12 protein-coding genes are annotated in these 26514 nt (G+C 66.6%); 8 read left to right on the top strand and 4 right to left on the bottom strand.

Annotated elements, in window-relative coordinates; translation table 11 throughout:
* Nucleotides 1–554 precede the first annotated feature (554 nt).
* The 5 genes from ACFQPG_RS00715 (at nt 555) to ACFQPG_RS00695 (ending at nt 17699) form a co-directional block, all read left to right on the top strand.
* Nucleotides 555–11618: a beta strand repeat-containing protein gene (locus ACFQPG_RS00715; RefSeq protein WP_380809437.1), complete on the top strand. Its 11064-nt coding sequence runs from the start codon at nt 555–557 to the stop codon at nt 11616–11618.
* A 68-nt stretch (nt 11619–11686) separates the two neighbouring features.
* Entirely contained in the window at nt 11687–13144 is a 1458-nt protein-coding gene (locus tag ACFQPG_RS00710; RefSeq protein ID WP_380809435.1) for a TolC family protein, read from the top strand.
* A gap of 30 nt (nt 13145–13174) precedes the next feature.
* Nucleotides 13175–15337 (top strand): type I secretion system permease/ATPase, encoded by a 2163-nt coding sequence (locus ACFQPG_RS00705; protein ID WP_380809433.1) that lies wholly within the window; start codon nt 13175–13177, stop codon nt 15335–15337.
* Nucleotides 15334–16410: a cell wall hydrolase gene (locus ACFQPG_RS00700; RefSeq protein WP_380809432.1), complete on the top strand. Its 1077-nt coding sequence runs from the start codon at nt 15334–15336 to the stop codon at nt 16408–16410. The genes ACFQPG_RS00705 and ACFQPG_RS00700 overlap by 4 nt, the downstream gene beginning before the upstream one ends.
* 14 nt (nt 16411–16424) lie before the next feature.
* Nucleotides 16425–17699: an HlyD family type I secretion periplasmic adaptor subunit gene (locus tag ACFQPG_RS00695; protein WP_380809431.1), complete on the top strand. Its 1275-nt coding sequence runs from the start codon at nt 16425–16427 to the stop codon at nt 17697–17699.
* Here the strand turns inward: ACFQPG_RS00695 and ACFQPG_RS00690 are convergent.
* Together ACFQPG_RS00690 and ACFQPG_RS00685 are read right to left on the bottom strand one after the other, a co-directional pair.
* Nucleotides 17645–18598, bottom strand: a complete 954-nt coding sequence (locus ACFQPG_RS00690; protein ID WP_380809430.1) for a transglutaminase-like cysteine peptidase — start codon at nt 18596–18598, stop codon at nt 17645–17647. The genes ACFQPG_RS00695 and ACFQPG_RS00690 overlap by 55 nt on opposite strands.
* A gap of 64 nt (nt 18599–18662) precedes the next feature.
* Nucleotides 18663–19445 carry an alpha/beta fold hydrolase gene (locus ACFQPG_RS00685; protein ID WP_380809428.1) on the bottom strand — a complete coding sequence of 261 codons (783 nt, stop codon included), beginning with the start codon at nt 19443–19445 and terminating at the stop codon, nt 18663–18665.
* 45 nt (nt 19446–19490) lie between these two features.
* On the opposite strand from ACFQPG_RS00685, the gene ACFQPG_RS00680 reads away from it, so the two are divergent.
* From ACFQPG_RS00680 to ACFQPG_RS00670, 3 genes are all read left to right on the top strand, one after another.
* On the top strand, nt 19491–19994 hold the full coding sequence (locus ACFQPG_RS00680) for a (2Fe-2S)-binding protein (RefSeq protein ID WP_380809426.1): 504 nt from the start codon (nt 19491–19493) through the stop codon (nt 19992–19994).
* Nucleotides 19995–20080: 86 nt separating this feature from the next.
* On the top strand, nt 20081–20863 hold the full coding sequence (locus tag ACFQPG_RS00675; protein WP_380809424.1) for an RcnB family protein: 783 nt from the start codon (nt 20081–20083) through the stop codon (nt 20861–20863).
* 62 nt (nt 20864–20925) lie between these two features.
* Complete coding sequence (locus tag ACFQPG_RS00670) at nt 20926–22821, top strand: DUF885 domain-containing protein (RefSeq protein ID WP_380809422.1); 1896 nt, start codon at nt 20926–20928, stop codon at nt 22819–22821.
* A 168-nt stretch (nt 22822–22989) separates the two neighbouring features.
* Here ACFQPG_RS00670 and ACFQPG_RS00665 read toward each other — a convergent pair whose 3' ends face one another.
* The gene (locus ACFQPG_RS00665) at nt 22990–24858 is read right to left on the bottom strand and encodes an ABC-F family ATP-binding cassette domain-containing protein (RefSeq protein WP_380809420.1); all 1869 of its coding nucleotides are present in this window, start codon (nt 24856–24858) and stop codon (nt 22990–22992) included.
* A 40-nt stretch (nt 24859–24898) separates the two neighbouring features.
* Complete coding sequence (locus ACFQPG_RS00660; RefSeq protein ID WP_380809419.1) at nt 24899–26455, bottom strand: lysine--tRNA ligase; 1557 nt, start codon at nt 26453–26455, stop codon at nt 24899–24901.
* Between the last annotated feature and the right edge of the window lie 59 nt (nt 26456–26514).

Here is a 26514-nt window from a genome sequence, read left to right as displayed (position 1 = left end):
AGGTGGTCCGATTCGCGGCGGCTCTGGTGCGGCCGATGGACTCCGCGCCCTGAGAAGGTCCCAAAACGGGACGTGGCCCGCATCCGGCGTCGGTTCGCCCGACTCAATGCTGCTGCTGTTCTCGCCCCGAAATCAGTTTATCGATCAGGGTTAATGAATGGTTTCTGCCACGAGAGCGCCGCCGCACCCATCGCATTACTACAGTATCAAGTAGGTCTACTACTTACAACCTTGGTTGTATTCCAAAGTCGCAGACGCATTCACAACCGCGACACCGATAGCAAATCCTGCGCCCCTTCATCTGGTTAACTTATAATCTTCTGCATCGTTAACATTTTTAACTTCCATGAGGCGCTCATCGCCTAACTATGAAGGGTGGCGTTAAAAGCACGATTCTTGCCAATCCCGCTGAACTTGTGCTTGCTTTGTTGCGAACCGACGAACGTGCGGGCAAGGCGTTAACCATCGGTGTTAAACCGGAGGGCCTTCCTGACCTCCCGGTTCGGCAACAGGGGCGGCGCGATTGGGGCGGCGGCCGATGGCGGGGGTAGTTTATGCGCTTCGATGATGCATCGCGGACGGGTTCGTTCCAGGACGCTTCGCGCGGGCCGGATGCTCGTGACGACGGCGATGCCCTTGCTGCCGGCGATCGTGGCCCGGCGACCGGCAACACGATCACCGGGGCGGGCACCGTCACCGGATCGGCGGGTGCCGACGTTGCGGCCGGAGGACGCATCACCGCGATCGAGGGCGCTGGGGGCTCCGACAGCAGCTTCTCGGGCGGGCAACTGCGCGTCGACGGTGAGCATGGTACCCTGACCATCAATGCCCGCGGCGAGTACAGCTACACGCCCAAGCCGGGCACTCCGGAGAACGTCAGCGACGTTTTCACCTACACCCTGATCGGGGAAGGCGGCACCGACACTGCCCGCCTGACGATTGAAATCGGCAAGACCCCCGCCGTTGTGCAGGCCGGTGCCCAGCGCGTCGTTCCCGGACCAGACGGGGTCGTGACCCTGCCCGCCGGCGTGGACCTCAGCGACATTCGCGTGATCGGGCGCGACCTGGTGGTCATGCTCCCCGACGGTACACAGATGGTGATAGTGGATGGCGCGATCTTCGTCCCGCAGCTGGTGCTTGGCACAGTGGAAGTGCCTGCGACCAACCTGGCCGCACTGCTGATCGACAGCGAGCCGCAGCCGGCCGCCGGTACCCCGCAGTCGAGCGGCGGCAATTTCGGCCTTCTCGTGGGGCCGCTCGATCCGGGCGTGGCGCTGGGCGATCTCATTCCGCCGACCGAGCTTGGCTACACTCCGCCCGAGTTCCGCGAACTGGAACAGCTGGTCGACCGCGAGGTCGAGATCGGCCTAAATCCGCTTGTTCCGCTCGATGAGGACGTGCTTGCCGGCGGTGCCGCCGGTGGGGTCGGAGACGATCCGGATGCCGGGCCGACCGCGTCGGGCCGGCTGTCCGGCTCAGGAGGCGACGGCGATCTCAGCTGGGACCTGCTGCTCACCGGCGCACCGGCAGGGTTCAGCTATGTCCACGGGCCGAACGGTTCCGTGCTTGTCCAGCAGGTGCAGAACGGCGTCACCGTAACTGTCCTGACGATCACTGTGAACCCGGCAACCGGCGATTATACGATCACCCAGAACGCTGCGGTCCGGCACGAGGCGAGCGGCAACGAGAACAATGTCGAGTTCACGATTGGCTACACCGTCCGCGACGAGGACGGCGACACCGCAACGGGCACGCTGACGGTCAACGTCGACGACGACACGCCGGTGGTGGACGTGACCGCCGGCGCGGACGCCGGGATCGTGCTGCAGACGCAGGATGCCGAAACCGTCGGCACTGCGAGCGACATGGCGTCCAGCTCGGCGAATTTTGGGGGGATGTTCGGGATCAGCGCGTCGGGCGGAGCGGACGGCACGGCAGCGCCGGCCAGCCTCGGCTTTGCGCTCAACGTCACTGCAAGTGCCTCCGGCCTGACCTCCGGCGGCACCGCCATCAATCTGTTCATGGTTGGCGGCAAGGTCGTCGGCTCGACCGCCGGCAGCGTGGGTGCGGTCACCGCGGCGAACACCGTGTTCGACGTAGCCGTCAACGGCACCGGCGTCGTCACGCTCTCCCAGTACAGCCAGATCGATCATCCGGCCGCAGCGGATCCAAGCCCGTCCGGAGCGCCCTTTGCCGACCAGCTGATCTCGCTCGCCGACGGCCTGGTCACCTTGACCGCCAGTGCGAGCATGGCCGACCGCGACGGCGACAGCGCGTCGGACACTGCCGTGATCAACATCGGCGCCAACCTCCAGTTCGCTGACGACGGCCCGAGCATCGGCAATGCCGTTTCCGCGAGCGGGATCGTGCTCGACGAGACCGCTGCGGCGACCCCGGCCGGCTTCCCGCTCAGCGCGACCAGCCTTGCGGCCGTGATCAGCGCGACCGCGGCGTTCGGCGCCGACGGGCCCGCCGCGACCGGCTCGCTCAGCTACAGCCTGCAAATCGTCGGCGGCGGTGCCACTGCCCTGAAGACGGCGATCGGCGATTTTCCCGTCACGCTGGCGCAGACTTCTCCGACCCTGGTCACCGGGTCGTACGTCGAGGGCGGGGTCACCAAGACGGCGTTCACCGCTACAATCAATGCCGATGGTACCCTGTCTGTTACTCAGGCCGTTCCGCTGGAGCACAATGTCGACGGCGATTCGGGTGCAGCCTACAATGACGAGCTGACGCTCGCCGGGCTGCTCAACGCTACCGTGACCGCGCGGGACTTGGACGGCGACACTGCAAGCGCGAGCGCAGCGGTCGGCCAGCGCATCAGCTTCTTCGACGACGGCCCGCGCCTGACGATCACGCAGGGCAGCGATGCCGGCGTCATCCTGACCACGGACGACGCCGACACGGTCGGCGCGGCCTCGGACAGCGCGAGCAGCAGCGCGAATTTCGGCGGAGTGTTCGGGCTGTCGTTCAGCGGCGGCGCCGACGGTGCGGCCAACCCCGCGATCACCTACTCGCTCGGCCTCGGCAGCTCCGCCACGGGACTGACCAGCAACGGCGCCGCGATCCGGCTGTTCCTCCTGCCCGGCAACACGATCGTTGGCTCCACGGCGTCCAGCTCCGCCGCGATCACGGGTGCCAACACGATTTTCAGCGTCACCCTGAACGCGACCGGTGCGGTGACCCTGACCCAGTTCGGGCAAATCGACCATCCGGTGCAGAGCGGCGCCAACGACGCCCCGTTCGCCGATCAGTTCGTGACCCTGCCGGACAACAGCATCTTCGTGAATGCGCGGGCGACGATCACCGACAATGACGGCGACAGCACAACCGACATGCGGTCGGTGGCGATCGGTGCCAACCTGCGTTTCACCGACGATGGCCCAAGCCTGGCCGACGTGCGCGCCGGCAGCGGCGTGACCCTCGACGAGACCAGCGCGGCCACGCCAGTCGGTTTCCCGATCAGCGGGACCAGCAGCGGTCCGGCGATCGGCATCGCCCTCGCGTTCGGCGCCGATGGACCTGCGGCGAGCGGTTCGGCCACCTACGGCCTGACGATCGTCAACCCGGCATCCGGCCTGCGCACCGCCGTCGGCGATTTCGCCATCACCCTGGTCCAGACCGCGCCGAATGTTGTCACCGGCCAGTATGACGACGGAACCGGAGCGAAGGGGGCCTTTACCGTCACCATCAACGCCGACGGGTCGATCAGCGTGACCCAGATCGTTCCGCTGGAACATAATCTGGACGGCAGCTCGGCAGCGGCGCTCAACGATCCGCTGACCCTGGCCGGGCTGATCGATGCCACCGTTGCGCTCACCGATTTCGACGGTGACACCGCCAGCGGCTCGGTGCCGGTCGGCAACCTCATCACCTTCCTCGACGATGGCCCGAGAATCGACGTGACCGCCGGAGCAGATGCCGGGATCCTGCTGCAGACGCAGGACGCGGACACAATCGGCGCCGCCAGTGATAGTGCCTCTAGCAGCGCCGATTTCGGCGGCCTGTTCGGCCTCTCCTTCGCGCCCGGTGCCGATGGCGCCGCCATCACCGTTCCGACCTTCGCGCTCGGCACTGTTGGCGGGGCGTCCGGCCTCAAGCAGGGCGGCGTGGAGATCAGCCTCTACCTCGTCGGCGGCAAGGTCGTCGGCTCGACCGCGGCGGACGCAGCTTCGATCACCCAGGCCAATATCGTCTTTGACGTAGCGGTGGACGGCGCGGGCGTTGTCACCTTGACCCAGTACGGCCAGATCGATCATCCGATCGGCCTCGATCCGAGCGCGACCGGAACGCCCTTTGCCGACCAGTTGATCAGCTTGGCGGATGGCCTGGTGACGCTGACCGCGACTACATCCATCGTCGACAATGACGGAGATGTCGCCAGCGACAGCGAGACCGTGGCCATCGGCGCCAACCTGCAGTTTGCCGACGATGGCCCGCGCCTGACCGGCCTTGTTGCCGGCAGTGGCGTCACCCTCGATGAAACGGACGCGGGCACCCCCGCGGGCTTCCCGATCAGCGCCAGCAGCAGCGGCGCTGTGCTCGCCGCGTCGACGGCCTTTGGTGCAGACGGACCTGCCGCCAGCGGCGCGGTCGGCTACGGGTTGCAGATCGTCGGCGGCGGCGCGACTCCGCTGCGAACCGCCGCGGGCGACTTCGCCATCTCGCTGGTCGCGACTGCTCCAAACGTCGTGACCGGACAGTATGACGACGGAACCGGCACCAAGACCGCGTTCACGCTGACCATCAATGGCGACGGTTCGCTGACGTTGGTCCAGAACCTCGCGCTGGAGCACGGTGTGGTTGGCAGCACGGCAGCGGCGTACAACGATGCACTGAGCCTCGCCGGGCTGGTCGATGCAACGCTGACCCTGACCGATTTCGACGGTGACACTGCGACCGCCTCCGCTCCGATCGGCGGCTTGGTCAGCTTCCTCGACGACGGCCCGACAATCGACGTCACGGCCCGCGCTGACGCGGGGATCAGCCTCGTCACCGACGAGTCGCAGACCCGCGGCACGGCGACCGATACCGCCAGCAGCAGCGGCGCGTTCGGCGGCGTATTCAGCCTGGTCGCGTCGGGCGGCGCCGATGGCGCAGGTACGCCGGCGCTCGGCTACGCCCTCGACACACCGGGTGGTGCGTCCGGGTTGAAGCAGGGCGGGGCAGCGATCAACCTGTACCGGGTCGACGGCAAGGTCGTTGGCTCGACTGCCGCCGATGCAGCCTCGATCACCGATGGGAACACCGTGTTCGCGATCTCGGTCGACGGAGCGGGCTTGGTGACCCTGACGCAATATAGCCAGATCGACCATCCGCTCGCGGACGATCCGAGCGCCTCGGCTGCGCCCTTCGCGGATCAGTCGATCAGCCTTGCCGACGGGCTGGTCACCCTGACTGCGAGTGCGACGATCGTCGACAATGACGGCGACAGCGCCACCGCCAGCGAGACGCTGGCAATCGGAGCCAATCTCCGCTTCACCGACGACGGTCCGGACGCTCGCGTGGATCGCGCAGCGGCGAACGAGGTGCTGGTGCTGGACGAGAGCCGTCCGACCGGCACCGACACCGCGGGCGGAGACACTCCCGTAGGCTTGGCCACAACTACCGCCAGCTTTGCCGACAACTTCGTGACGGCGATCGACTATGGCGCCGATGGCGCGGGCGGCGTTCGCTATGCCCTGGTCCTGACCGGCCAAAATGTCGGGTCCGGCCTGTTCGCGCTGGACACCACCGATACGTCTGCCGATGCGGACGGCCACGGCCAGGGCGCCGAGATACTGCTGAACCAGAGCGGCAATCTCATCACCGGCTCGGTTGGTGGCAAGGAGTACCTCACGATCGGCATCGATCCGGCGACGGGCGAGGTGACCTTCACCCAGCTGCGCCCGATCTGGCACCCGACTGCGGGCACTAGCTTCGACGAAACGGCGGCGCTTAATGCGGCCGCCGAGTCGCTGGTGGTGCGCCAGACGGTCACGGATTTCGACGGCGACACCGACACGGCCGACGTGGACGTCAGCCGCGGCGTGTTCCAGATCCAGGACGACGGTCCGATGGGCAGCAATGAAGCGGCTCAGCGGGTCAATGAAGGCAGCTCCGTATCCGGGCGCTTCGACTTCGATCCGGGCGAGGATGGCGGCCAGGTCACGGCGATCGACGGCGTGACATTGGTCTTCGACCCCGCGACCGGTTTCAGCCAGGCGGTGGCGGTCGGGCAGGGGACGATCGTCGTCAAGGCCGACGGCAGCTACACCTACACCGCCGATGCGGCGGGTGCGGGAAGCCCGAGCGGCACCTTCACAATTACGGATGGAGACGGCGACACGGCGAGCGCAAGCTTCGGCTTCACCATTGTGGATGCCAACGTGCCGCGCGCCGGAACCACCATCGCGACGGTCGATGACGATGGCCTCCCGGTCAACAACCCGGCGAGCACCACCAGCGACATCGACGCCAATATCGGGGAGATCGCTCCGGGTAATCCGAGCGAAGCTGTCTTCCGGGGTCTCCTCGACTTCGGGTTTGGCGGGGACGGTGCGGGTTCGATCAGCTTTGCGGCTATGAACGCCAAGACCGCCACCGTCGGAACCGAGACCGTGCGCTACAGCTGGGACGAGGCAAGCCTGAAGCTTACCGCGACCGTGGTAGGCGGTGCACGCGATGGCACCGCCCTGTTCACCGTCGTGCTGGGTGATGCGACCAGCGGCAATTACACCCTTACCATGCTCGACAATGTCCTGCACGCATCCGGCGGCGACGAGGCGAGCGCTCCGCTCGTCGGGCTTACTTTCACCGTGCTCGACAGCGACAACAGCTCGGCAACGGGTATGCTGAACGTCGAGTTTAACGACGACGCGCCGACCGCGACGGTTGCACTTGGCACCGGCGGGGAGCCGACGCTGACGACCCAGGACGCAGAGACGGACGGCGTTCCGACCGCCGAGGACGTCGACAGCAGCAGTGTCGATTTTGGCGGCGTGTTCACCTTCTCCTCCGCAGCCGGTGCCGATGGCGCGGTGTCGACGGTCAAGACCTTTGACTTCGATGTGCTCGTCAAGAATTCGGGGCTGAAGAGCCGCGGCCAGGCCGTGAACCTCTACGAGATCGGTAACGGGCTGGTCATCGGCTCGACCGCGGCAAGCGCACCGGCGTCGGTGTCCGACCCGTCCGTGGTGTTCACCCTGCAGGTCGGTGATGACGGCGTCGTGACGCTGACCCAGTACAGCCAGATCGACCATGGGGCCGAGGCAGCTCCCGCCAACGCGCCGTTCGACGATCAGTTTGCGATTCTCGCCGCCGGCAAGCTCGTGCTCACCGGCAGCCTGGTCGTCACCGATGGCGACGGCGACATCGCGACGTCCAGCCAGCAGCTCGACCTTGGCGGAAACGTCCGCTTCGCCGACGATGGCCCGGTCCTGAGTGCGGTCGCAGCCGGCAGCAGCGCCACGGTCGACGAGACGGCCGCGGCCAGCACCGGCTTTCCGGTCAGCGACACCAGCGACGCTCCGATCCTCACCGCGACGCAAGCGTTCGGCGCCGATGGCGCGGCAGCGAGCGGGGCGGTCAGCTACGCCCTGTCGATCACCAGCTTGAACGGCGCAACCACGTTGAAGACAGCGGCCGGCGATTTCCCGATCACGCTGATTCAGATCGACGCGCAGACGATCGCCGGCACCTATCAGAATGCCGGCGCCCAGACCGCCTTCACGTTGCACATCAATGCCGACGGCACCCTGACCTACACGCAAAACGTCGCGCTCGAGCACAACCAGGACGGGGGTCAGCCTGCCGACCATGACGATGTGCTCAGCCTAGCCGGGCTGGTCAGCGCGTCGATCACGATCAAGGACTTCGACGGCGACACGGCAACGGCCACGGTGGCGATCGGCGATCGTGTGCAGATCCTCGACGACGGCCCCGCCGCTCGCAACGACAGCGACGCAGTCGTCGAGGGCGGGTCCACGACCGGCAACGTGCTCGACGGCAGCGGCACGACCACGCCGGCGCCAGGCGGAGCGGACAGCCCCGGGGTGGACGGCTATGCGCCGATCCGCGTGACTGGCATTGCGAGCGTCAACCAGGGCACGGCCGATACGAGCCCGACCAGCGGGAATTACGTGCTGCCCGGCCAATATGGCACGCTCACCCTCGGGCAGAACGGCAGCTACACCTACGTCGCTATGGCCAATGCCGTGACAGGCAATCAGCAGGATGTATTCCGCTATACGATCGAGGACGCCGACGGCGACACGTCAACTGCGACCCTGACGATCAACGTCCAGGACGTGACGATCGTTGGCCCCAGCCCGACGGTGCAAGTGAGCGAAGCTGCACTCGACCTCGTCAAGGACGCCGCGGATCTCGCGCCGGGCACCGCGACGGGCAGCAACCCGGCGTCGGGTGCTGAAACGATCGGCGGAACCATAGCTCTGGCCGGCGTCACCTACACGGCGCAGGCGGTCACCACCGCCTCTGGCGTGTTCCAGCTGAATGCGGACGGCACGTTCAAATATACGCTGACGGCCCCGTTCGATGGAGCCACCGCCGACAATGGCGCGAACCTCCAGCAGGCAGTCGAGACCTTCTCCTACGTCGGGACCGACGCTATCGGCAACAGCATCACGGGGACCATCAAGGTCGACGTGATCGACGATATACCGACCGCGCGCAATGACCTTGACGCGATCGCTGCAGGGGGCACCAGTGCCACCGGCAATGTGATCACCGGCGCAGGCACCACCACTGCCGCTCCTGGCGGCGCGGACACCCTGGGTGCCGATGGAGCCAGCGTCAGCAAGGTGGTCGGCTTCGGCGGATCGAGCGACGACACCCTCGATGGATCGGGCAACCTGCAGGTTGATGGGCAATATGGAAAGCTGCAGCTGAATGCAGACGGCACCTACGTCTACACCCGTAGCCCGGGAAGTCCCGGCGGTGTCAGCGACAGCTTCACCTACACGCTGACCGACGGCGACGGCGACGTTTCGACGGCCACCCTAACGATTTCGATCGCCAGCCGGGCGCCAGTCGCCGGTTCTGCAAATGCGGCGGTCGATGACGACGGCTTGATGCAGGGCGTCGCATATGTCGGCAACGGCAACCCGGGCAGCACCAGCGGCGATCTTGACGCCGATGCCGGCGAAACCGGTGCCGGCGACACCAACGAAGCGGTGTTTACCGGTACGCTGCAGGGCACTCCGGGCGACGGCATCACCACCTTCCTGTTTGCCGCCAGCCTGAACAACACCACGGCGATTGTAGGCGAGGAGACGGTCACCTACGCCGTCAGCGGCGATGGGCTGACCCTCACTGCGACCGGTCCTCGCGGACTTCTGTTAACGGTGCAGATCACCAACGCGCAGACCGGTGCCTACACGCTGACGCTGAACGATAGCGTCCAGCATCAGCCCCTGAACGGAGAGGTCGGCGACAACACCGAAAACGATGCGGCACTGACCATCCCGTATCAGTTGCGTGATTTGGACGGCAGTCTATCGGCCGCGCCCGGATCGCTGAGCATCACCTTCGACGACGACATGCCGTCGCTGAATTCGGCGACCAACGTCACGCTCGCCGGTCAGACGAGCTCGACCGGGGCGTTCGGCTTCGCGATCGGTGCCGACAATGCGTTCGATCCGTTGAACGCTGGCCAGTACCTCGGCGCAACGGTGACCGGCAGCGTGAGCGGCCGGGCGATCACGATGACCACCCAGCCGACCTATGCCGGCACGGTGAACGGCGTCGCGAGCTACAATTTCGCCTTCACGTACGACGCCGATCCCGGCGCCGCGGTCGACACACGCGCCAACAGCGGAACCATCAGCTTCGACCAGGCGGCGGGCACCTACACGGTGTCGATCGCTCAACCGATCGTGTCGCTCAGCACCACGCAGACCAGCAATGCGATCGACCGGGTCGGCTATGATCTTGGCGATACGCCCAAGCCGGAAGTGGTCGTATCGCAGCTCAACTCGACGACGCCCTTGTTCGTGCAGTTCACGGGCAGAGAAGTGAAGAATGGGGCGCCGCTGCAAGCAGGCGGCAACACGGCATATTCTGCGGGCGAATTGTTTACCGCGGCGCAGGCCTTCGTCTCGGTCGGCAATGCCGAAAACGGCGTTGCGAGCGACACCATCCAGAATGGCGAGGTGCTCGATTTCAATTTCTTCAAGACCAATCCGGGAGGCGCGATCACTTCGTCGACCCCGCAGAACCAGGTCGAAGCGAGCGGCTTGACGCTTCGGCTCGATGGGATTGGGAGCAGCACGGACCTGGTGGTCGTGCTGAAGCTCTACGACACCGCGACCGGCGCATATACCACGCGTGCGGTGATTGTCGGCCCGGACGACATCTACCGAAAAGGGGACTCGATCCCGACTGGGTACGTTGTCGGCGACCCGCTCGATAACAACGACGGGTTCGTGATAATCGAGGCGAACGATTATCAGCTCGGCAACGCCAACCTGACGATCGTCGGTGCGCAACTGCTGACCTCGACAGGTGGCTTAACCGGGAGTGGGATCGATCTCGTCCGCGCAACGGGCGCGAGCGGGGCAAGCTCGGGAACGCAGCTGTTCGGCGACAGCGACACCGCGACCGCCGACGAAACCAACGACCAGGATGTGGTCAAGATCGTCGACATCGGAATTGTCCGGACGACCGCCACGCCGCAGTCGCTCTCGCTCGACTTCAATGTCACGCTGACCGACAGCGATGGCGACGCGGTCAGCCAGCATCTGCTGGTGAACGCGCCCGCGGCGACGACGGCCGGGGCGGCCTCTACCCAGTCGGTCGCCAGCCTGGCCCTTGACGAGAGCGGCAGCAGCCTGCTGCTCGCTTCCGACAGCGATGCTGCGATCGGCGGCCGCTCGAGCTTGCAGGCGCTGCGCTCGATGAGTGCGGCGAACACCAACACAACGCTGATGGCGGTCACCGCGGCGGCGGGGTTGGGACTGTCGGGAAGCGCTGCAGTGGAAGGGACGTACGAGATTGCCGAGCCCGATCTGCACGGCAATGCCATGCCGGCCCTGGCGGTCAGCCCAACGGTCGAACTGAACTCCGTCGACGGCTCGGACCGGATCGGGTTCGGCCAGGAATCCACCATGGCGGTCGACGCGGCCGGGACTGAATCCCAGTCGACGCCAAGTGCCGTCCGCGAAGCTGCTGGCGAGCTGGATGTGGTGCCTTCCGCTGCGGGCCAGGCGGAAGAGCAGACTGCGGACCATGCGCAGGGGACTGAACCTCCGGCAGTAGCCGCGCCCGTGCCAATTGCCGAACTTCACATGCCGGCACCAGAAGCCCTCGCGGCGCTCGCCGGCGAAGCTGCCGCGACGGGTGAGGACAAGAGCAACGCGGTGCTCGGAAAGGTCGTCGCCGATGCGCTCAGCGGCGGCCACTCGGATGGGCCGAGCATCGACAGCCTGTTGGACGCACTTCCGGCTGGGGAGGTGGGACTTGGCGAAAATCCGGCGTTGATCGCACTGGCAAGCCCCGACGGCACGGACGTATCGGCGTGGAACAGTGGCCAGTTCGCCCCCTTGTTCCAGATGCACTCACTCACGATGGAGGCGTCGGCGCTTCATCATGACGCGGTTCAGCCGGTGCAGAACGGCTGATCCGAATGGCGGGCTCTCCCGGTGGAACGGAGTCCTGCCGAACATGACCAAAGGGGAAGATTAAGACCATGAAGCACTGGACTCTCATCCTGCCGGGCGCGGTGTTGCTCGCTGCAATGCCGGCCAATGCCATCGACTTGCGGCAGGCCGTGCAAACTGCGCTGAACAGCAATCCCGACATCCGCCAGGCCGTTCACAATCGGGAGGCGACTTCGGAGGAACTGAACCAGGCCAAGGGCCTGTGGTACCCGCGGGTCGACTTCCGGGCGGGAGCCGGCGTGCGCAAGCTCAGCAATCCGACCCGCCGTTCGATCGGCCTGTCGGGCGACTGGCTGCAGCCGGTCGAGGGCGAGTTGGTCGTCGACCAGCTGCTGGCGGACGCCGGTGGCCGCCAGGCCGAAATCCGCCGCCAGGCCGCGCGCACCGATGGCGCTGCCTCGCGGATCGAGGAGCGCAGCGAGTTCGTCGCGCTGAACGTCGCCCGCAACTACATCGACTACCTGCTCCAGCAGCGGCTCGTTGCGATCTCGGAGGACAATGTCACCTTCCACGAGCGGCTTGCAGGTGACCTCCGCGAAGGCGTGTCGCGAGGCTCCATCAGCATTGCCGACCAGCAGCAGGCCGAGGAGCGGCTGCAGTCGGCCCGCGCCCGGGTGACCGAGGCCCGCGAGGACCTCGATACCGCCGCGATCTCGTTCCAGACGCTCACCGGAGTGCCGATCGACAGCGTCACGGTGCCGCCCGATTTGTCGGCTGCGCTGCCCGCCACACTCGCCGAGGCCGAGGCGCTTGCTCGCGAAAACAATCCCCGGGTGCAGGAAGCCTTGGCGGACCTGTCCGCCTCGCGCGAGCTCGTCCGCTCGGCGCGGTCGGATGCCGCACCGCGGATCAATGCCGAGGGCCGCGCCCGCGTCGGCCATGACATCGACGGCTTCTCCGGCACGACCCGCGACTTCCAGGGCAATGTGGTGCTTCGCTGGACGCTCCTGAACGGCGGCATCAAGGAAGCGAATGTTCGCGAACAGTCGCGCCGGGCCGATGAGGCCCATGCACGCCTGTTCCAGCTGCAGCGCGCCGCCGAGGACGATGTCCGCTCGGCCTGGAGCCGCCTGCAGAACCAGTCGCGCCTGGTCGGCGAATTGGAAACGCAGGGCCGCGTATCGGACGATCTGCTGCTGTCTTACCGCGAGCAGTTCAACGTCGGCCGGCGCTCGCTGCTCGACGTGCTCGACGCGCAGAACACCCGACAGAACGTGCAAGCCCAGGCCGAAACCGCGCGTATGTCACGGCTGTTCGCACAATATCGCGTGCTTGCCTCGGTCAACCGGCTGATCGAAGCATTGGGCGTGGCCATGCCGAGGGATGCATACGCCGACCTGCGCACGCGCTATCGGGTCGCGCCGGTGCCGGCAACGGATCGCCAGGAGAACAGCCTCCGCTACCCGGTGATGGGTCCGCCTGCCGCCGTGGTCGATGCTGCTCCGGCAGCGGCTCCGGTGACCCCGGCGCCGACCACTACGCCGTAGGTATTGAAGGGGGGACCGACGTTGAGCTTGATGAACTGGCTGGACTCCGCGCAGGCGCAGGAGCTCGACCCCGTCCTCGATTGCCTCGCCTTTCTCGCGCGCCGGGCGGACCGACCGTCTTCCCCGGTCCTCCTGCGCGCGGGTTTGGCCCTGTCGGCACGCGGCGTCCTGCCGTTCCACCAGGTCGAACCCGCGTTGGAGCAGGTCGGCATGCGCGGGGTTCCGCTGACCCGCAACCTGCGGGGCTGGCCGCGGCGCCAGCTGCCCGCGCTTCTTGAGCTTGAGGAGGATCGCGCTGCGGTCCTGCTCGATCTGCGTGACGGCGATGCGCTGATCCATGCGCCCGGGATCGATGAGCCGACATGGGTTGGGCTTGGAGAGGTGGAGCAGGTCTTCACCGGCCGGGCCGTCCACGTTGAGGCCGATCCGACCCAGGAGCGGGCGGGCGAGCGGCCGTGGGACAAGGCCAAGCGGACGCATTGGTTCTGGTCGGAAGCCTGGAAGGTGCGCAAGGAGCTGAGCCCGGTGCTGCTGGCGGCCCTGGTCGTGAACCTGCTGGCCTTCGCGGTGCCGCTGTTCACCATGCACGTTTACGATCGCGTCATCCCCAACAAGGCGATCTCCACCCTGTGGGTGCTGGCCGGGGGCGTGCTGCTGGCGCTCACCCTCGACTTCGTTCTCCGCCTGGCTCGAGGACAGCTGATCGACGAGGTGGGCCGCAAATTGGACGCGCGGCTGAGCCAGAAGCTGTTCGAGAAGGTCATGAACCTGCCCATGGCCGAGCGCCAGGGAAGCACCGGCGCCTTGGCCAAGCGTGTGTCTGAATATGAGTCGGTTCGGGACTTCTTTGCGTCGACGACCGTGGTGCTGGCTGTCGACATGAGCTTCCTCATCCTGTTCCTGGCGCTGATCGCGGTGCTTGGCGGCTGGCTGGTGCTGATCCCGCTCGCCGGCATGGGAGTGATGCTGTTCGCCGGCTTTGCCCTGCAGAAGGGAATGAACCAGGCGACACTCGACGCGCAGGCGGACAGCAGCCTCACGCACGCGGTGCTGGTGGAATCGATCAGCGGCATCGAGACGCTGAAGGCGGCACGCGCCGAAGGGCAGATGCTCGGCCGCTGGCGGCGCTTGTCCGACATGTCTGCCGGCACGCAGGAAAAGATGCGGCGGCTGACCTCCGTGGCAGTCAACCTCGCCAGCTACGCGCAGCAACTGATCAGCATTGGCCTGCTGATCGGCGGCTTCTACCTGTTCAACGCGGGCGCCATGTCGATGGGCGCGATCATCGCTATCGTCATGCTGGCCGGCCGGGCACTCGCCCCGATCGGCCAGTTCGCCTTCTTGATCACCCGCGGCAAGCAGGCCTTTGCGACCCTCGCCAGCCTTCAGCGAATGATGGACGCCGGCGACGAGCGGGCCAGCGCGGCGCGGTCGATCGTTCCAGCAATCCGCACCGGCCACCTCGAGCTCAGCCGTGCCTCCTTCCGTTATCCAGGAGCAGCCAGGGACAGCCTGTCCGACCTCAACCTGGTAATCCGGCCGGGCGAACGTATCGGGATCATCGGCCGGGTGGCGTCGGGCAAGTCGACCTTGGGGCGGCTGCTGTGCGGGCTATACGCCGCCACGGAAGGGGTCCTGACCGTCGATGGCCTCGACAGCCGCCAGTACCATCCGCACCAGCTGCGCGACTCCTTTCGCTTCGTCGGTCAGGATGCGGAGCTGTTCAGCGGCAGCGTGCGCGACAACCTGCTGCTCGGCTCGGCCCGGGCGACGGACGAGCAGTTGGTCGAGGCCGTGAGGCGATCTGGCGCCGACATCTTCCTCTCGCGCGACGCCGCCGGCTTCGACCTGCCGGTGGGCGAGCGCGGTGCCCTCCTCTCCGGCGGGCAGCGCTCGCTGCTGGTGCTCGCGCGGGCGCTAGTCAGCCCGTCGAAGATGCTGTTCCTCGATGAGCCCACCGGAGCGATGGACTCGCAGACGGAAGCCTATTTCATCGACCATCTGCGCACCGCGCTGGCTCCGAACCAGACATTGCTGGTCTCGACCCATCGTCACCAGATGCTGTCCATAGTCGACCGCTTGTTGGTGATCGACGGCGGCAGGATCCTGGCAGACGGGCCCCGGGACGAAGTGCTCGGCAAGCTGGCAGCCGCTGCCGGGCCAGATGCCCAGACGGAAAGGAAGCCGGCATGACGGCCGTGCAGCTTGCCCGTCGCCGACTGGCGATCCGCTTCGGCGGGCTCCGGCTGGAGACGCTGGCCTTTGTCCTCGTCGCGGTCCCGGCTTTGCTGGCCGCAGCCCTGAGCTATGCGGCGACCTTGAGCAGCGACGCTCTTGCTCCGCGGGGACAGAGCGCAGCAGCGCAGGCGATCGCGCCGGTGCAAGCCGCCGCGCTGATCGAAGCGACCGCCGGCTCCGCGGCCACCGCGGTTCAGGCGACCGGCGATGATGCCCTGAAGATCAATGCCGCGCTTCCGTTCAGTGCGGCGCCGCTCAAGGCGGCACGGCCGTTCGAAACGCCGACCGGCGGCACGTCGTACGATCGCGCCCTGACCTGCCTAACCCAGGCGGTCTACTATGAAGCCGGTTTCGAGCCGCTGCCCGGCCGTCGCGCGGTGGCGCAGGTCATCCTCAACCGCATGCGTCACCCGGCTTTCCCCAAGTCGGTCTGCGGAGTCGTGTACCAGCGTAACTCCACGCCAGTGTGCCAGTTCAGTTTCGTATGCGACGGGTCGTTGAACCGGGCTCCGGCCGCTGCGGCGTGGCGAAGCGCGCGAGACATTGCCGCCGCTGCATTGGCCGGCCATGTCGAAGGCTCGGTGGGCCAAGCGACTCATTATCACGCCAATTATGTCGCGCCCCGGTGGGCACCTTTGCTGGCCAAGATCAGCCAGATTGGCGCGCACATCTTCTACCGCTGGCCCGGTGCCTGGGGACAACCCTCGGCCTTCACCGGCCGCTATGCGGGCGAGCCGGCCGATCCGTCGGTTCTGCGGCCGCAGGGTCGGGTCTTAGCTGCCGCGGAAGTCCGCAGCGCAGGCGGGGATGTTACCCCCACGCCGCTGACCCAAGGCCCAGCAATCGCCCGCGCGCCCAATGACGTCGGCGGGCTGCTCGACACCAGCAAGGGATGGACCCTGAGCATCCCCGTCCCGGCCGAGATCGACCGGGCCCGCACCCAGGTTGCGGAGCAGCAGGCCAGGCCGCTGGCGGGCACGGTCGTGATCAGCGCCACCGGCGGCAGCGTCGTCGCGGCTGTCAACTAGAGCAAGGCGTCACCATGGCCACCATTCCCTTCACTTCGCCCCAGCCACGCGGCAGTCGCAGGGCCCCGCTGTCGGGTTCGCAGAAGATCATCGTCTTTTCCGCGATCGGCTTCTTCCTGTTCCTTCTTTGGGCAATGATTGCCCATGTCGACGAGGTGACCCAAGGCCAGGGCAGGGTCATCCCGTCCAGCAAGGTGCAGTTGGTGCAGGCGACGGAGCCGGCCTCGATCCGCGAGATCCTGGTGCGATCGGGTCAGCGCGTGCGGGCGGGCGAACTGCTCGTGCGGCTGGACGACACGCAAAGCTCAGCCGACGTCGGGCAGATCGAAGCCGAGACCCGATCGCTGCAGACGCGCGCCGCAAGGCTTGGCGCCGAAGGCGGGATGGGCGGCGGTGTCGGCGGCGACGAAGGCGCTTTGCTCGCAGCGCGGCAGTCGGCGCTGCGCAGCCGCATCTCCACCCTTGGAGCGACGGCAGATCAGCGCCGGCGCGAGGCCGCCGAGGCGCAGGCGACGATCGGCTCGCTCTCGCGCAGCCTGCAGCTGGCGCAGGACAATGTCGACCGGCTGGCGCCGCTGGCCGCACGGAGCATCGTCCCGCAGACCGAACTCGCCAACGCGCAGCGGGAAGTGGTCGATATCCAGGGCCGGATCGCCGCGGCGCGGGAGCAGCAGGGGCGAGCGATGGCCGCGGTGCGCGAGGCGCAAAGCCAGGCATCCGAGGCCAACTTCGAGTTCCGCCAGGACGCGCTCAACGAACGCAGCCAGGTCACGGCCAAGATCGCGGTCAACGAGGAAACGCTTCGCGGCGCGCAAGGGCGGCTCAGCAAAACCGAGCTTCGCTCGCCGGTCGAGGGCGTCGTCAACGACCTTCAGGTCACCACGCGCGGCGGCTTTGTCCAGGCAGGGCAGAAGATCATGGAGGTCGTCCCGCTGGGCGACAAGTTGCTGGTAGAAACGCGGGTTAAGCCCAGCGACATCGCCTTTATCAAGGTCGGCGACAAGGCGCTGGTCAAGGTCACCGCCTACGACTTCTCGATCTATGGCGGACTGGATGGGCGAGTCGTGCAGGTGTCGGCGGACTCGATCTACGACGAGGCGACGAAGGAGGCTTACTTCAACGTCATCGTCGAGACCGACAAGAGCTTCCTGATGTCAGCGGGCCGACGCCTGCCGATCACTCCGGGCATGATGACCGACACGCAGATCATTACCGGGCGCAAGTCGATCCTGAGCTACCTGCTCAAGCCCGTGCTGAAGGCGAGAAGCGACGCGCTGACCGAGCGCTGAGCAATCTCGATCTCGGTGGTTTCGAGAGGCTCGACCGGCGCGGCCGCGGGCGCCACCGGAGTGGCCGGCGCGAAGCGTTCGACAGCGGCGAAGGTCATGTTTGGTCGCTGGTAGCCGTGGGCCCAGGACCGCCCGGCCGAATAGCTCAACATCGGGCGATAGTCCTGCATCTCGGTCGCGTCGCCGATCCGATCGGTTCCGTTGTCGAGCATCAGCAGCCGATCCCCCGACCGGACGACCAGCACCGCATGATCAGCGCGGCGAACCAAGTCACGAACGATCACGAGGTAGAGGTCGCGCTCGGCAAAGCCAGCGGCGCGCAGCAATTGCAGCTTGGCGATCGCATAATCCTCGCAGTCGCCACGGCCGGTGCGAAGCGTGAGCTTGGCGGCCTGCCACACGTCGGCGGCGCGGTACTGGCGGCTGTCGTCGACAAAGGCCACGCGGGCGTTCACGAACCGATTCACCGCAGCGATCCGGGCGTCCGGATCGTGGCTGCGTAGCGAAGATGCGAACGCAGCCTCCGTTCCCGCCGCTCCCTGCCGCCGGACCTTGCGCCAGCGTGTGTCGAGCGGCGTTCGGCCGACCGGCAGTGCGACTGTGCCGAAGACGTCCGGGCGGTCGCCCGCGGGCTCAGCGGAGAGATTGGCTCGCTGCGGTGTGGCAACGGAATGGGAGCGGGCAAGCGGCGCGGGCGTGATTGGCGGTCGAGCCGTTGCGCCGGACTGTTGAGCGACCAGCGCAGCGAGCCGGCTGGGCGCTCCGCCGAGAATGGCGTCAGACTTGCTCCACGTCAGCGACGCCCTGGTCGCCTGGCTCGAAGGTGCGAATTGCTGCGCGCCGGCAGGAGAGGCTGCCAGAAGCATGACGGCCAGCGTCGGGAAGAACGTCCTGTCCATGAGGCCGCTTGTCGCAGGCGATGGCAAAAGCCGCGCTAAGGGTCATGGTTAACGCGTCGCTAAGCTAATCCTCGATGCCGGCCAGGAAGCCGTCGAGAACCCGGTTGAAGATGTCCGGCTGCTCAAGGTTGGACAGGTGCCCGGCGCCAGCAATTTCAACCAGGGCGGCGTGCGGGATGCGATGTTTGAGGTCGTCGCTCAGCGAAGGCGGAGTGATCCGATCTTCGCTGCCGCACAGGATCAGCGTCGGGCAGGCGATGGCGGCAACCCGCTCCCGCTGATCGGCGAGCCAAACCGCCTTGGCGCCCGAGGCGTAGGCGGCAGGGTCGATCCGCGACATGGTTTCGACCACCTCCGCTCGGACCGCATCACTGGCTCCGGGTGCAATAAGCGCTTCTACCCTCGCTTCAGCGAGGCCGCGCATGCCCAGTTCGCTGCTGGCGGAGATCGATCGATCGAGGATCGCCTGACCCTCCGGGTGTGTCGCAAACGTGTCCGCCAGGATCAGGGATTTGCAGCGCTGCGGAGAGTGCGCGTGCATGGAGATCGCGATCACTCCGCCCAGGGAAAGGCCGCAAATGTGCGCTTCTTCGACCTCCAGCGCGGTCATCGCCGCGAGTATGGCGCGGGCGAAGGTCTCGCCGTCTGCGCCGGGGATGGGGTCGCTTTGTCCATAGCCGGGATAGTCGAACGCGATTGTCCGGCGGCTGGCCGCGAAATACTCAAGCTGCGGGTGCCACACCGTCTTGTCGGACCCGACGCCGTGCAGGAGGATCATCGGCGTTGCCGGACCGCCACCTGCCTCGACAAAACCGATGTTTCCACTGCCGATGTCGATCCGCGCCATGCCGCATCTTGGCAGTGCAGCGGCGGGCGCGCTAGGCCGTGCGGGATGACAAGCATGACGGTGAACGGGCAGGCGATCCACTACAGGCTGGATCCGGACACCCCCTTACTGTGGGCGCTGCGCGATGCTTCCAACCTGACCGGGACCAAGTACGGCTGCGGGACGGGTGACTGCGGGACCTGCACCGTGATTGCGGACGGCAAGGCGGTGATGAGCTGCACTGTCACCATCGCCGCCATGGAGGGCGCCGACATCACCACCATCGAAGGCTTGTCGAGCGGCCGCGCGCACCCGGTGCAGCAGGCCTGGGCCGCGGAGCAGGTGACGCAATGCGGCTTTTGCGACAGTGGCTTCATCATGGCGGTAGCGGCGCTGCTTCAGGCCAGTCCGCGGCCCTCCGCCGAGCAGGTCGATGCCTTGCCCAACGTCTGCCCGTGCGGAGCGCAGCCGCGCATCCGGCGAGCCATCGCCCGTGCGGCTCAAGCGATGGCAGCGGCGGCGGTACCGCAGGCTCCCGCAACCCGGGCAGCACCACCGCCCCGCAGATGAACCGTGCAATTCACCGACGTTAAGGCACGGCTCATGGGCAGGGGCAGAGAGTGAAGGTTCAACAACAGTCTTGCCTTGAGGTAGTCATGCGCAACTTCCTTCTTCTCACCTTGCTGGCCACAGCGGCAGCAACTCCGTCCCTTGCTCAGGACGGCGGCGACCAGCGCCGCGGCTTCGGGGATCGGCTGCGGGATGCGGTCGAACAGCGGCGGTCCGAGCCCGCGGACTCTTCGGTCCGTGCGGAGCGGCAACAGCAGCGCCAGGAGCGCCAGCAGCAGCGAGTTCAAGCGGTTCAGCCGCGCAGCGACGAGCAGGTGCAGGTCCGCCGCGTAGAGCGTGCCGAACGCCTGCGCGAACGGGCGCTGCGTGACAGAACCCTGGCCGATACGACGCAGCCGCGCGGCTTCGACGACCGGCTGCGCGATGCGGTGGCGATCGAACGGGCACGGCAGAGCGGCGACCTGCGCGACGGGCAACGCGATCGGGATCGCAACCGCAGCTGGCGCGAGGGCCATCGCCGCGACGGCGACCGCTGGCGCAAGGCCGACCGCCGCTACGACCACAACTGGCGACACGATTGGCGGCAGGACGGGCGTTACGACTGGCGTGGGCACCGCAACCGCCATCGGTCGCTGTACCGCTTCGGCCTCTACTACGATCCGTTCGGCTACAGCTACCGGCCGTACAACGTCGGTTGGCCGATCCGTTCACGGTACTGGGGGAGCAACTACTGGATCCAGGATCCCTGGATGTACCGCCTACCGCCGGCCTACGGTCCGTACCGCTGGGTCCGCTATTGGGACGACGCATTGCTGATCGACACGCGCACTGGCCGCGTCGTGGACGTTATCTACAGCGTCTTCTGGTAGATCGTCGATCGCAGTTGGTCGAAGGGGCGTTGCCGCGCTTGCGGTGGCGCCCTTTCGCTTTCATGACCGTGATATTCATTGACCGGGGGACATTTGTGAAGACTCGACTGACCGCCGCCGCCCTTCTGCTTGCCGCCTCCGCCCTGGCTGGCTGTGCGACCACCGCGCCGGTCGAGCCGGCTAGCGCTGCCCCGCTGGTCGCGGAAGCCTCGCCGCCCGCTGCTCCGACCGCGACCGCTGACACCGAGCGGGAGAAGCTGTTCGCACTGTTCAAGGCCAGCGACGAAGCCTCGCTCCAGCGCAACCCGCTGCAGGCCTTGTTCCGCGGCGACATGCGGTACGCCGATCGCCTCGGCGACAACATCACCGACGCTTATTTTGCTGCGGAAAAAGCGGCCGCGGAAGCCGATCTCGGTGCCTTGGCCCGAATCGACCGGTCGGTGCTGAAGCCGACGGATCAGCTCGCCTATGACGTGTTCAAGTTCTCCACCGAGGACACGCTTCGCGGTTATCAGCCGGAGCTTCTGCTGTTGAGCAAGGTGCGGCCGATGAACCATTTCTTCGGCATCCATACCTTTTACCCGACCTTCGCGAGCGGCAAGGGCGCGGCGCCGTTCAAGACGTTGACCGACTATGAGAACAATCTGAAGCGGCATGCCGACTTCGTCACCTACATGGACCGGGCGATCGGCCGCTGGCGTGAAGGGCTGGCGAGCGGGGTGGTGGATACCAGGCTCACCACCCGCAACATGATCGAGCAGCTGACGACGCAGCTGGCCCAGAAGCCGGAGGACTCGCCTTACTTCGGTCCGGTCAAGCAGTTCCCGGACAGCGTCTCCGCCGCTGACCGCGCCCGACTGACCGCCGCCTATCGTGCGTCGATCAGCGGCCAGCTGTACCCTGCGCTGACCCGCGTCCGCAATTTCCTGCGGAGCGAGTATCTGCCTAAGGCTCGCGACGGCGTCGGCCTGCTATCGATGAAGGGCGGGCCGGAGCTCTACCGCTACCAGGTGCAGTCGACGACGACTCTGCCGCTGACCCCGGAGGAAATCCACCAGACCGGCCTCAGCGAAGTCGCCCGGATCACCGCGGAGATGGAGAAGGTTCGGCAGGAGGTCGGCTTCAAGGGCACGCTGAAGCAGTTCTTCGAACACCTGCGCACCGACCCCAAGTTCAAGCCGAAGAGCCGCGACGCGCTGACGCAGGGTTATTATGCGGTCGGCAAGCAGGTCGATGCCAAGCTGCCGGAGTACTTCTCAACCATTCCCAGGGCCAAGCTGGTGATCCGCCCCTACGAGCCGTTCCGGGAAAAGTTCGAGGCCGGGGGTTCGTACGAGCAGGGCACGCCTGACGGATCGCGCCCAGGCACCTTCTACTTCAATGCCTACGACCTGCCGTCGCGGACGACGCCGGGCATGACGACGCTTTACCTGCACGAGGGAGCGCCGGGGCACCATTTCCAGATCAGCCTGGCTCAGGAGAATGAAGCGCTGCCCCCGTTCATGCGCTTCGGCGGCAACACCGCATTTGTCGAAGGCTGGGCGCTGTACGCCGAGACGCTGGGCTACGACATGGGCTTCTACCGCGATCCCTACCAGCGGATGGGCACGCTCGACGACGAAATGCTTCGCGCGATGCGTCTGGTGGTCGATACCGGCATTCACTCCAAGGGGTGGAGCCGCGACCAGTCGATCCAGTACATGATCGACCACAGCAGCATGGGGAAGACCGATGCCACCGCAGAGGTGGAGCGCTACATCGCCATTCCGAGCCAGGCGCTCGCCTACAAAATCGGTGCCCTGACCATCCAGCGGCTGCGCAAGAAGGCGGAGGCCGAGCTTGGGCCGAAGTTCGACGTCAAGGACTTCCATGCCCAGGTGCTGATGACGGGGGCCTTGCCGCTGGCAATCCTCGAGCAGAAGATCGACCGCTGGATCGCGGAGCGGAAGGCGGCTTAGGCCGGGCCGTTCGCGCGCTCCGCCGCCCGCGAATGTTCACAATGCTCACGGTGACAACGGCGCAAATCGGCCATTGCGTTGGATTATGTCAAAGAGCCGCCCGGCGAACCGCTCCCCGAAACCAAGCAGGCGCAATCCTATTGTTCAAGGATCACGTCCGCGCGGGGGTCAGGCCGCCTGGCTCTCCAGCTGCTCGCTGGCCTGCAGCCAGCGCGCTTCGGCAAGCGCGAGGTCCGCGGCGAGCTTCGCCCGGCGGCGTGAAAGCTCGCTCATCGGCAGCGATGCAAGCTGCGGATCGGCGGCCGAGGGATCGAACATTGCCTGGTCGATCGCCGAGCATTGGGCAGCCAGCCGGGCGCTTTCCTGTTCCGCCTCCGAGGCGGCTTTCTTGAGCGCGCGTTCGTCGTCACGAGCCTTCGCCGCGGCCTTGCGGTCTACCTTTGCCGCTTTGGGCTTGGCCTCGGCCTTGGGCTGGTTCCGGCCGAGCACGAAGTCGATGTAATCGTCGATGCTGCCCGGGTAATCGACCGCAATCCCATTCTCCACCAGCACCAGCCGGTCGGCGGTCAGCTCGACCATGTGGCGATCGTGGCTGATCAGGATGACGGCGCCGTCATAATCGTTCAACGCCTGGACCAGCGCCTCGCGCGCATCGACGTCCAAGTGGTTGGTCGGCTCGTCGAGGATCAGCAGGTGCGGTGCGTCGCGGGTGATGAGCGCGAGCGCGAGGCGGGCCCGCTCGCCGCCGGAGAGGCGGCTCGCCGCGGTGGTCGCCTTGTCGCCGGAAAAGCCGAATCGTCCGAGCTGGGCCCGGACCGCGCCTGGCTTGGATCCCTCCATGGCGCGGTTCATGTGCTGGAGCGGCGTGTCGTCGCCGTGCAGCTCCTCCACCTGATATTGGGTGAAGTAGCCGACGCGCATCTTGCCCGATGCGTTGACCGAGCCTTCCATCGCTGGAAGCTGTGCAGCAAGCAGCCTTGCGAGGGTCGTCTTGCCGTTGCCGTTGCGGCCGAGCAGCGCGATGCGGTCGTCCGGATCGATCCGCAAGTTGAGCGAGCGCAGCACCGGGCTGTCCGCCGCGTAGCCGACCGCCGCCATGTCCAACGTGATCAGCGGCGGCTTGAGTTCGGTCGGACTGGGAAAAGCGAAGCTGAGGCTGGGGTCTTCGGCCATCGCCGCGATCGGCTGCATCTTGGCGAGCATCTTGGCGCGCGACTGGGCCTGCTTGGCGGTCGAGGCGCGGGCGCTGTTGCGGGCGATATAATCCTGCAGCCGGGCGCGTTGCGCATCCTGCGACGCTTTGGCCGCAGCCAGCTGGGCGGCGCGCTCGGCGCGCTGGCGCTCGAAGTCGTCGTAGCCGCCGGCATAGAGGGTGATCTTGCCGCCTTCGAGGTGAAGGATCGTGTCGACGACATTGTTGAGCAGGTCGCGCTCGTGGCTGATCACCACGAGGGTGCCGGCGTAGCTCTTGAGAAAATTCTCCAGCCACAGGGTTGCTTCGAGGTCGAGGTGGTTCGACGGCTCGTCCAGCAGGAGGACGTCCGGCTCCGAAAACAGCAGGGCGGCGAGTGCCACGCGCATCTTCCAGCCGCCCGAATAGCTGTCGAGCGGCCGGCCCTGCATTTCCTCGTCGAAACCGAGGCCGAGCAGGATCCGCGACGCTCGGGCCGGCGCGCCATAAGCGTCGATCGCGATCAGCCGGTCGTGGACATCGCCAAGGCGGTCCATGTCCGTGCAGCTTTCCGCTTCGGCCAGGAGGCGGGCGCGCTCCACATCGGCGGCGAGGACCGTGTCGAACGGGGTGGCGGTGCCGCTAGGCGCTTCCTGCGCGATATAACCGAGGCGAGTGCGGCGCGGCATCTCGATCTCGCCCTCGTCGGCTTCGAGCTGGCCGATCATCACCTTCATCAGCGTCGACTTGCCCGCGCCATTGCGGCCGATCAGGCCGACGCGGCTGCGCGGGCGGATCGCGGCGGTGGCGCGCTCGAGGATCGTGCGTCCGCCAAGGCGCACCGTGATTCCATTGATGGTCAGCATGCGCGGCCGCTTACCAGCCAATCATGACCAACCCAAGGCGTCAGCCGACGGCGAGGGCCTCCGCGATCAGGCGGCGGGTGTTTTCGACGCCGTAGAGGGCGATGAAGCTGCCCATGCGGGGGCCCTGGCTGCTGCCCAGGAGGGTCTCGTACAGCGCCTGAAACCAGTGGCGGAGGCTTTCGAACGGATAGCGCTTGCCGATTTCGAACACCTGGTTCTGGATGTCTTCAGCGCTGGCGCCCGCCGGGAGCCGCGACAGCAGTGCGTCGAGATCGCGGAGGGCGTCGGCCTCGTGGCCGACCGGAGCACGGCGCTTCAGGGTCGGGGCGACGAAGTCGCGGGCGTAGTTGACGGCAAGGCCGATCAGCTCGTCCAGCTCGGGATTGCTATCCGGCGAGCAGGCCGGATTGTAGCGGCGGACAAAGTTCCATGCCGTCGCCCTGTCAGCGCAGCCGGGCAGGCTGGTGAGGTTCAGGAGCAGCCCGAAGTTGACCGGAAGGCTGTACGGTTCCGGCACCTCGCCATTGTGGATGTGGTGAACCGGATTACCGAGCCGCTGCTCGGCCGGCTGCTCGGGCCACTTTTCGCGGAACTGCCAATATTCGTCGACCGCGCGCGGGATCAGGCCGAGGTGGAGGCTCTTGGCCTTCTTCGGTTCGCGGTAGAGGTAGAATTCGAGGCTCTTCTCGCTGCCGTAGGTCAGCCATTCCTCAAGACTGAGGCCATTACCCTTCGACTTGGAGATTTTCTCGCCCTTTTCGTCGAGGAACATCTCGTAATTGAAGCCTTCGGGCGGGCGGCCGCCGAGGATGCGGGCGATCTTGCCAGACTGGATGGTCGAGTCGATCAGGTCCTTGCCGGCCATCTCATAGTCGACACCCAGCGCGACCCAGCGCATCGCCCAATCAACCTTCCACTGCAGCTTGGACAGGCCGCCGAGCGCCGATTGGGTGACCTCCTGGCCGTCCTCGTCGGTGAAGGCGATGGTGCCTGCCTCGGCGTCGACGACGCGCACCGGCACCTGCAGCACCCGGCCGCTCGTCGGCGAGACCGGGAGCACCGGCGAATAAGTCTGCCGGCGCTCCTCGCGAAGCGTCGGGAGCATGACGGCGAGGATGTCGTCCCACTTGCGCAGCACCTGGCGGAGCGTCTCGTCGAACCGGCCAGCGGCGTAGCAATCGCTGGCCGAGAGGAACTCGTAATGGAAGCCGAACCGGTCTAGGAATCGGCGGAGCATCGCATTGTTGTGGTGGGCGAAGCTTTCGTGCGTGCCGAACGGGTCGGGGACTCGGGTGAGCGGACGGCCAAGGTGCTCCGCGAGCATCTCCTGGTGGGGCACGTTGTCGGGCACCTTGCGGAGACCGTCCATGTCGTCGCTGAAGGCGATCAAGCGGGTCGGGACCTCGCCGCCGGTCAGGGTCTCGAAGGCGCGGCGGACCCAGGTGGTGCGGAGGACTTCGGTGAAGGTGCCGATATGGGGCAAGCCGGAGGGGCCGTAGCCGGTCTCGAAGACGATCGGCTCTCCGTTCGGCTTGCCGTCGGCCCAGCGCTTCAACAGCTTGCGGGCCTCCTCGAACGGCCAAGCCTTTGAATTCATCGCCGCATCGCGGATCGCGCCTGTCAACTGTTGCCCTTTCGTTCTCTTGGCGACAGAGA

The sequence above is a fragment of the Sphingomonas sp. GCM10030256 genome (assembly GCF_042666415.1).
GTDB lineage: Bacteria > Pseudomonadota > Alphaproteobacteria > Sphingomonadales > Sphingomonadaceae > Sphingomicrobium.
The sequence above is the reverse complement of the archived record's forward strand: the minus strand, read 5'-3'. Positions and strand labels throughout refer to the sequence as shown.

Excerpts from the sequence above, each read along its gene's own strand:
- ACFQPG_RS00715 (WP_380809437.1), top strand. The coding sequence starts at position 555 with ATGCGCTTCGATGATGCATCGCGGACGGGTTCGTTCCAGGACGCTTCG.
- ACFQPG_RS00710 (WP_380809435.1), top strand. The coding sequence starts at position 11,687 with ATGAAGCACTGGACTCTCATCCTGCCGGGCGCGGTGTTGCTCGCTGCA.
- ACFQPG_RS00705 (WP_380809433.1), top strand. The coding sequence starts at position 13,175 with ATGAACTGGCTGGACTCCGCGCAGGCGCAGGAGCTCGACCCCGTCCTC.
- ACFQPG_RS00700 (WP_380809432.1), top strand. The coding sequence starts at position 15,334 with ATGACGGCCGTGCAGCTTGCCCGTCGCCGACTGGCGATCCGCTTCGGC.
- ACFQPG_RS00695 (WP_380809431.1), top strand. The coding sequence starts at position 16,425 with ATGGCCACCATTCCCTTCACTTCGCCCCAGCCACGCGGCAGTCGCAGG.
- ACFQPG_RS00690 (WP_380809430.1), bottom strand. The coding sequence starts at position 18,598 with ATGGACAGGACGTTCTTCCCGACGCTGGCCGTCATGCTTCTGGCAGCC.
- ACFQPG_RS00685 (WP_380809428.1), bottom strand. The coding sequence starts at position 19,445 with ATGGCGCGGATCGACATCGGCAGTGGAAACATCGGTTTTGTCGAGGCA.
- ACFQPG_RS00680 (WP_380809426.1), top strand. The coding sequence starts at position 19,491 with ATGACAAGCATGACGGTGAACGGGCAGGCGATCCACTACAGGCTGGAT.
- ACFQPG_RS00675 (WP_380809424.1), top strand. The coding sequence starts at position 20,081 with ATGCGCAACTTCCTTCTTCTCACCTTGCTGGCCACAGCGGCAGCAACT.
- ACFQPG_RS00670 (WP_380809422.1), top strand. The coding sequence starts at position 20,926 with ATGACCGTGATATTCATTGACCGGGGGACATTTGTGAAGACTCGACTG.
- ACFQPG_RS00665 (WP_380809420.1), bottom strand. The coding sequence starts at position 24,858 with ATGCTGACCATCAATGGAATCACGGTGCGCCTTGGCGGACGCACGATC.
- ACFQPG_RS00660 (WP_380809419.1), bottom strand. The coding sequence starts at position 26,455 with ATGAATTCAAAGGCTTGGCCGTTCGAGGAGGCCCGCAAGCTGTTGAAG.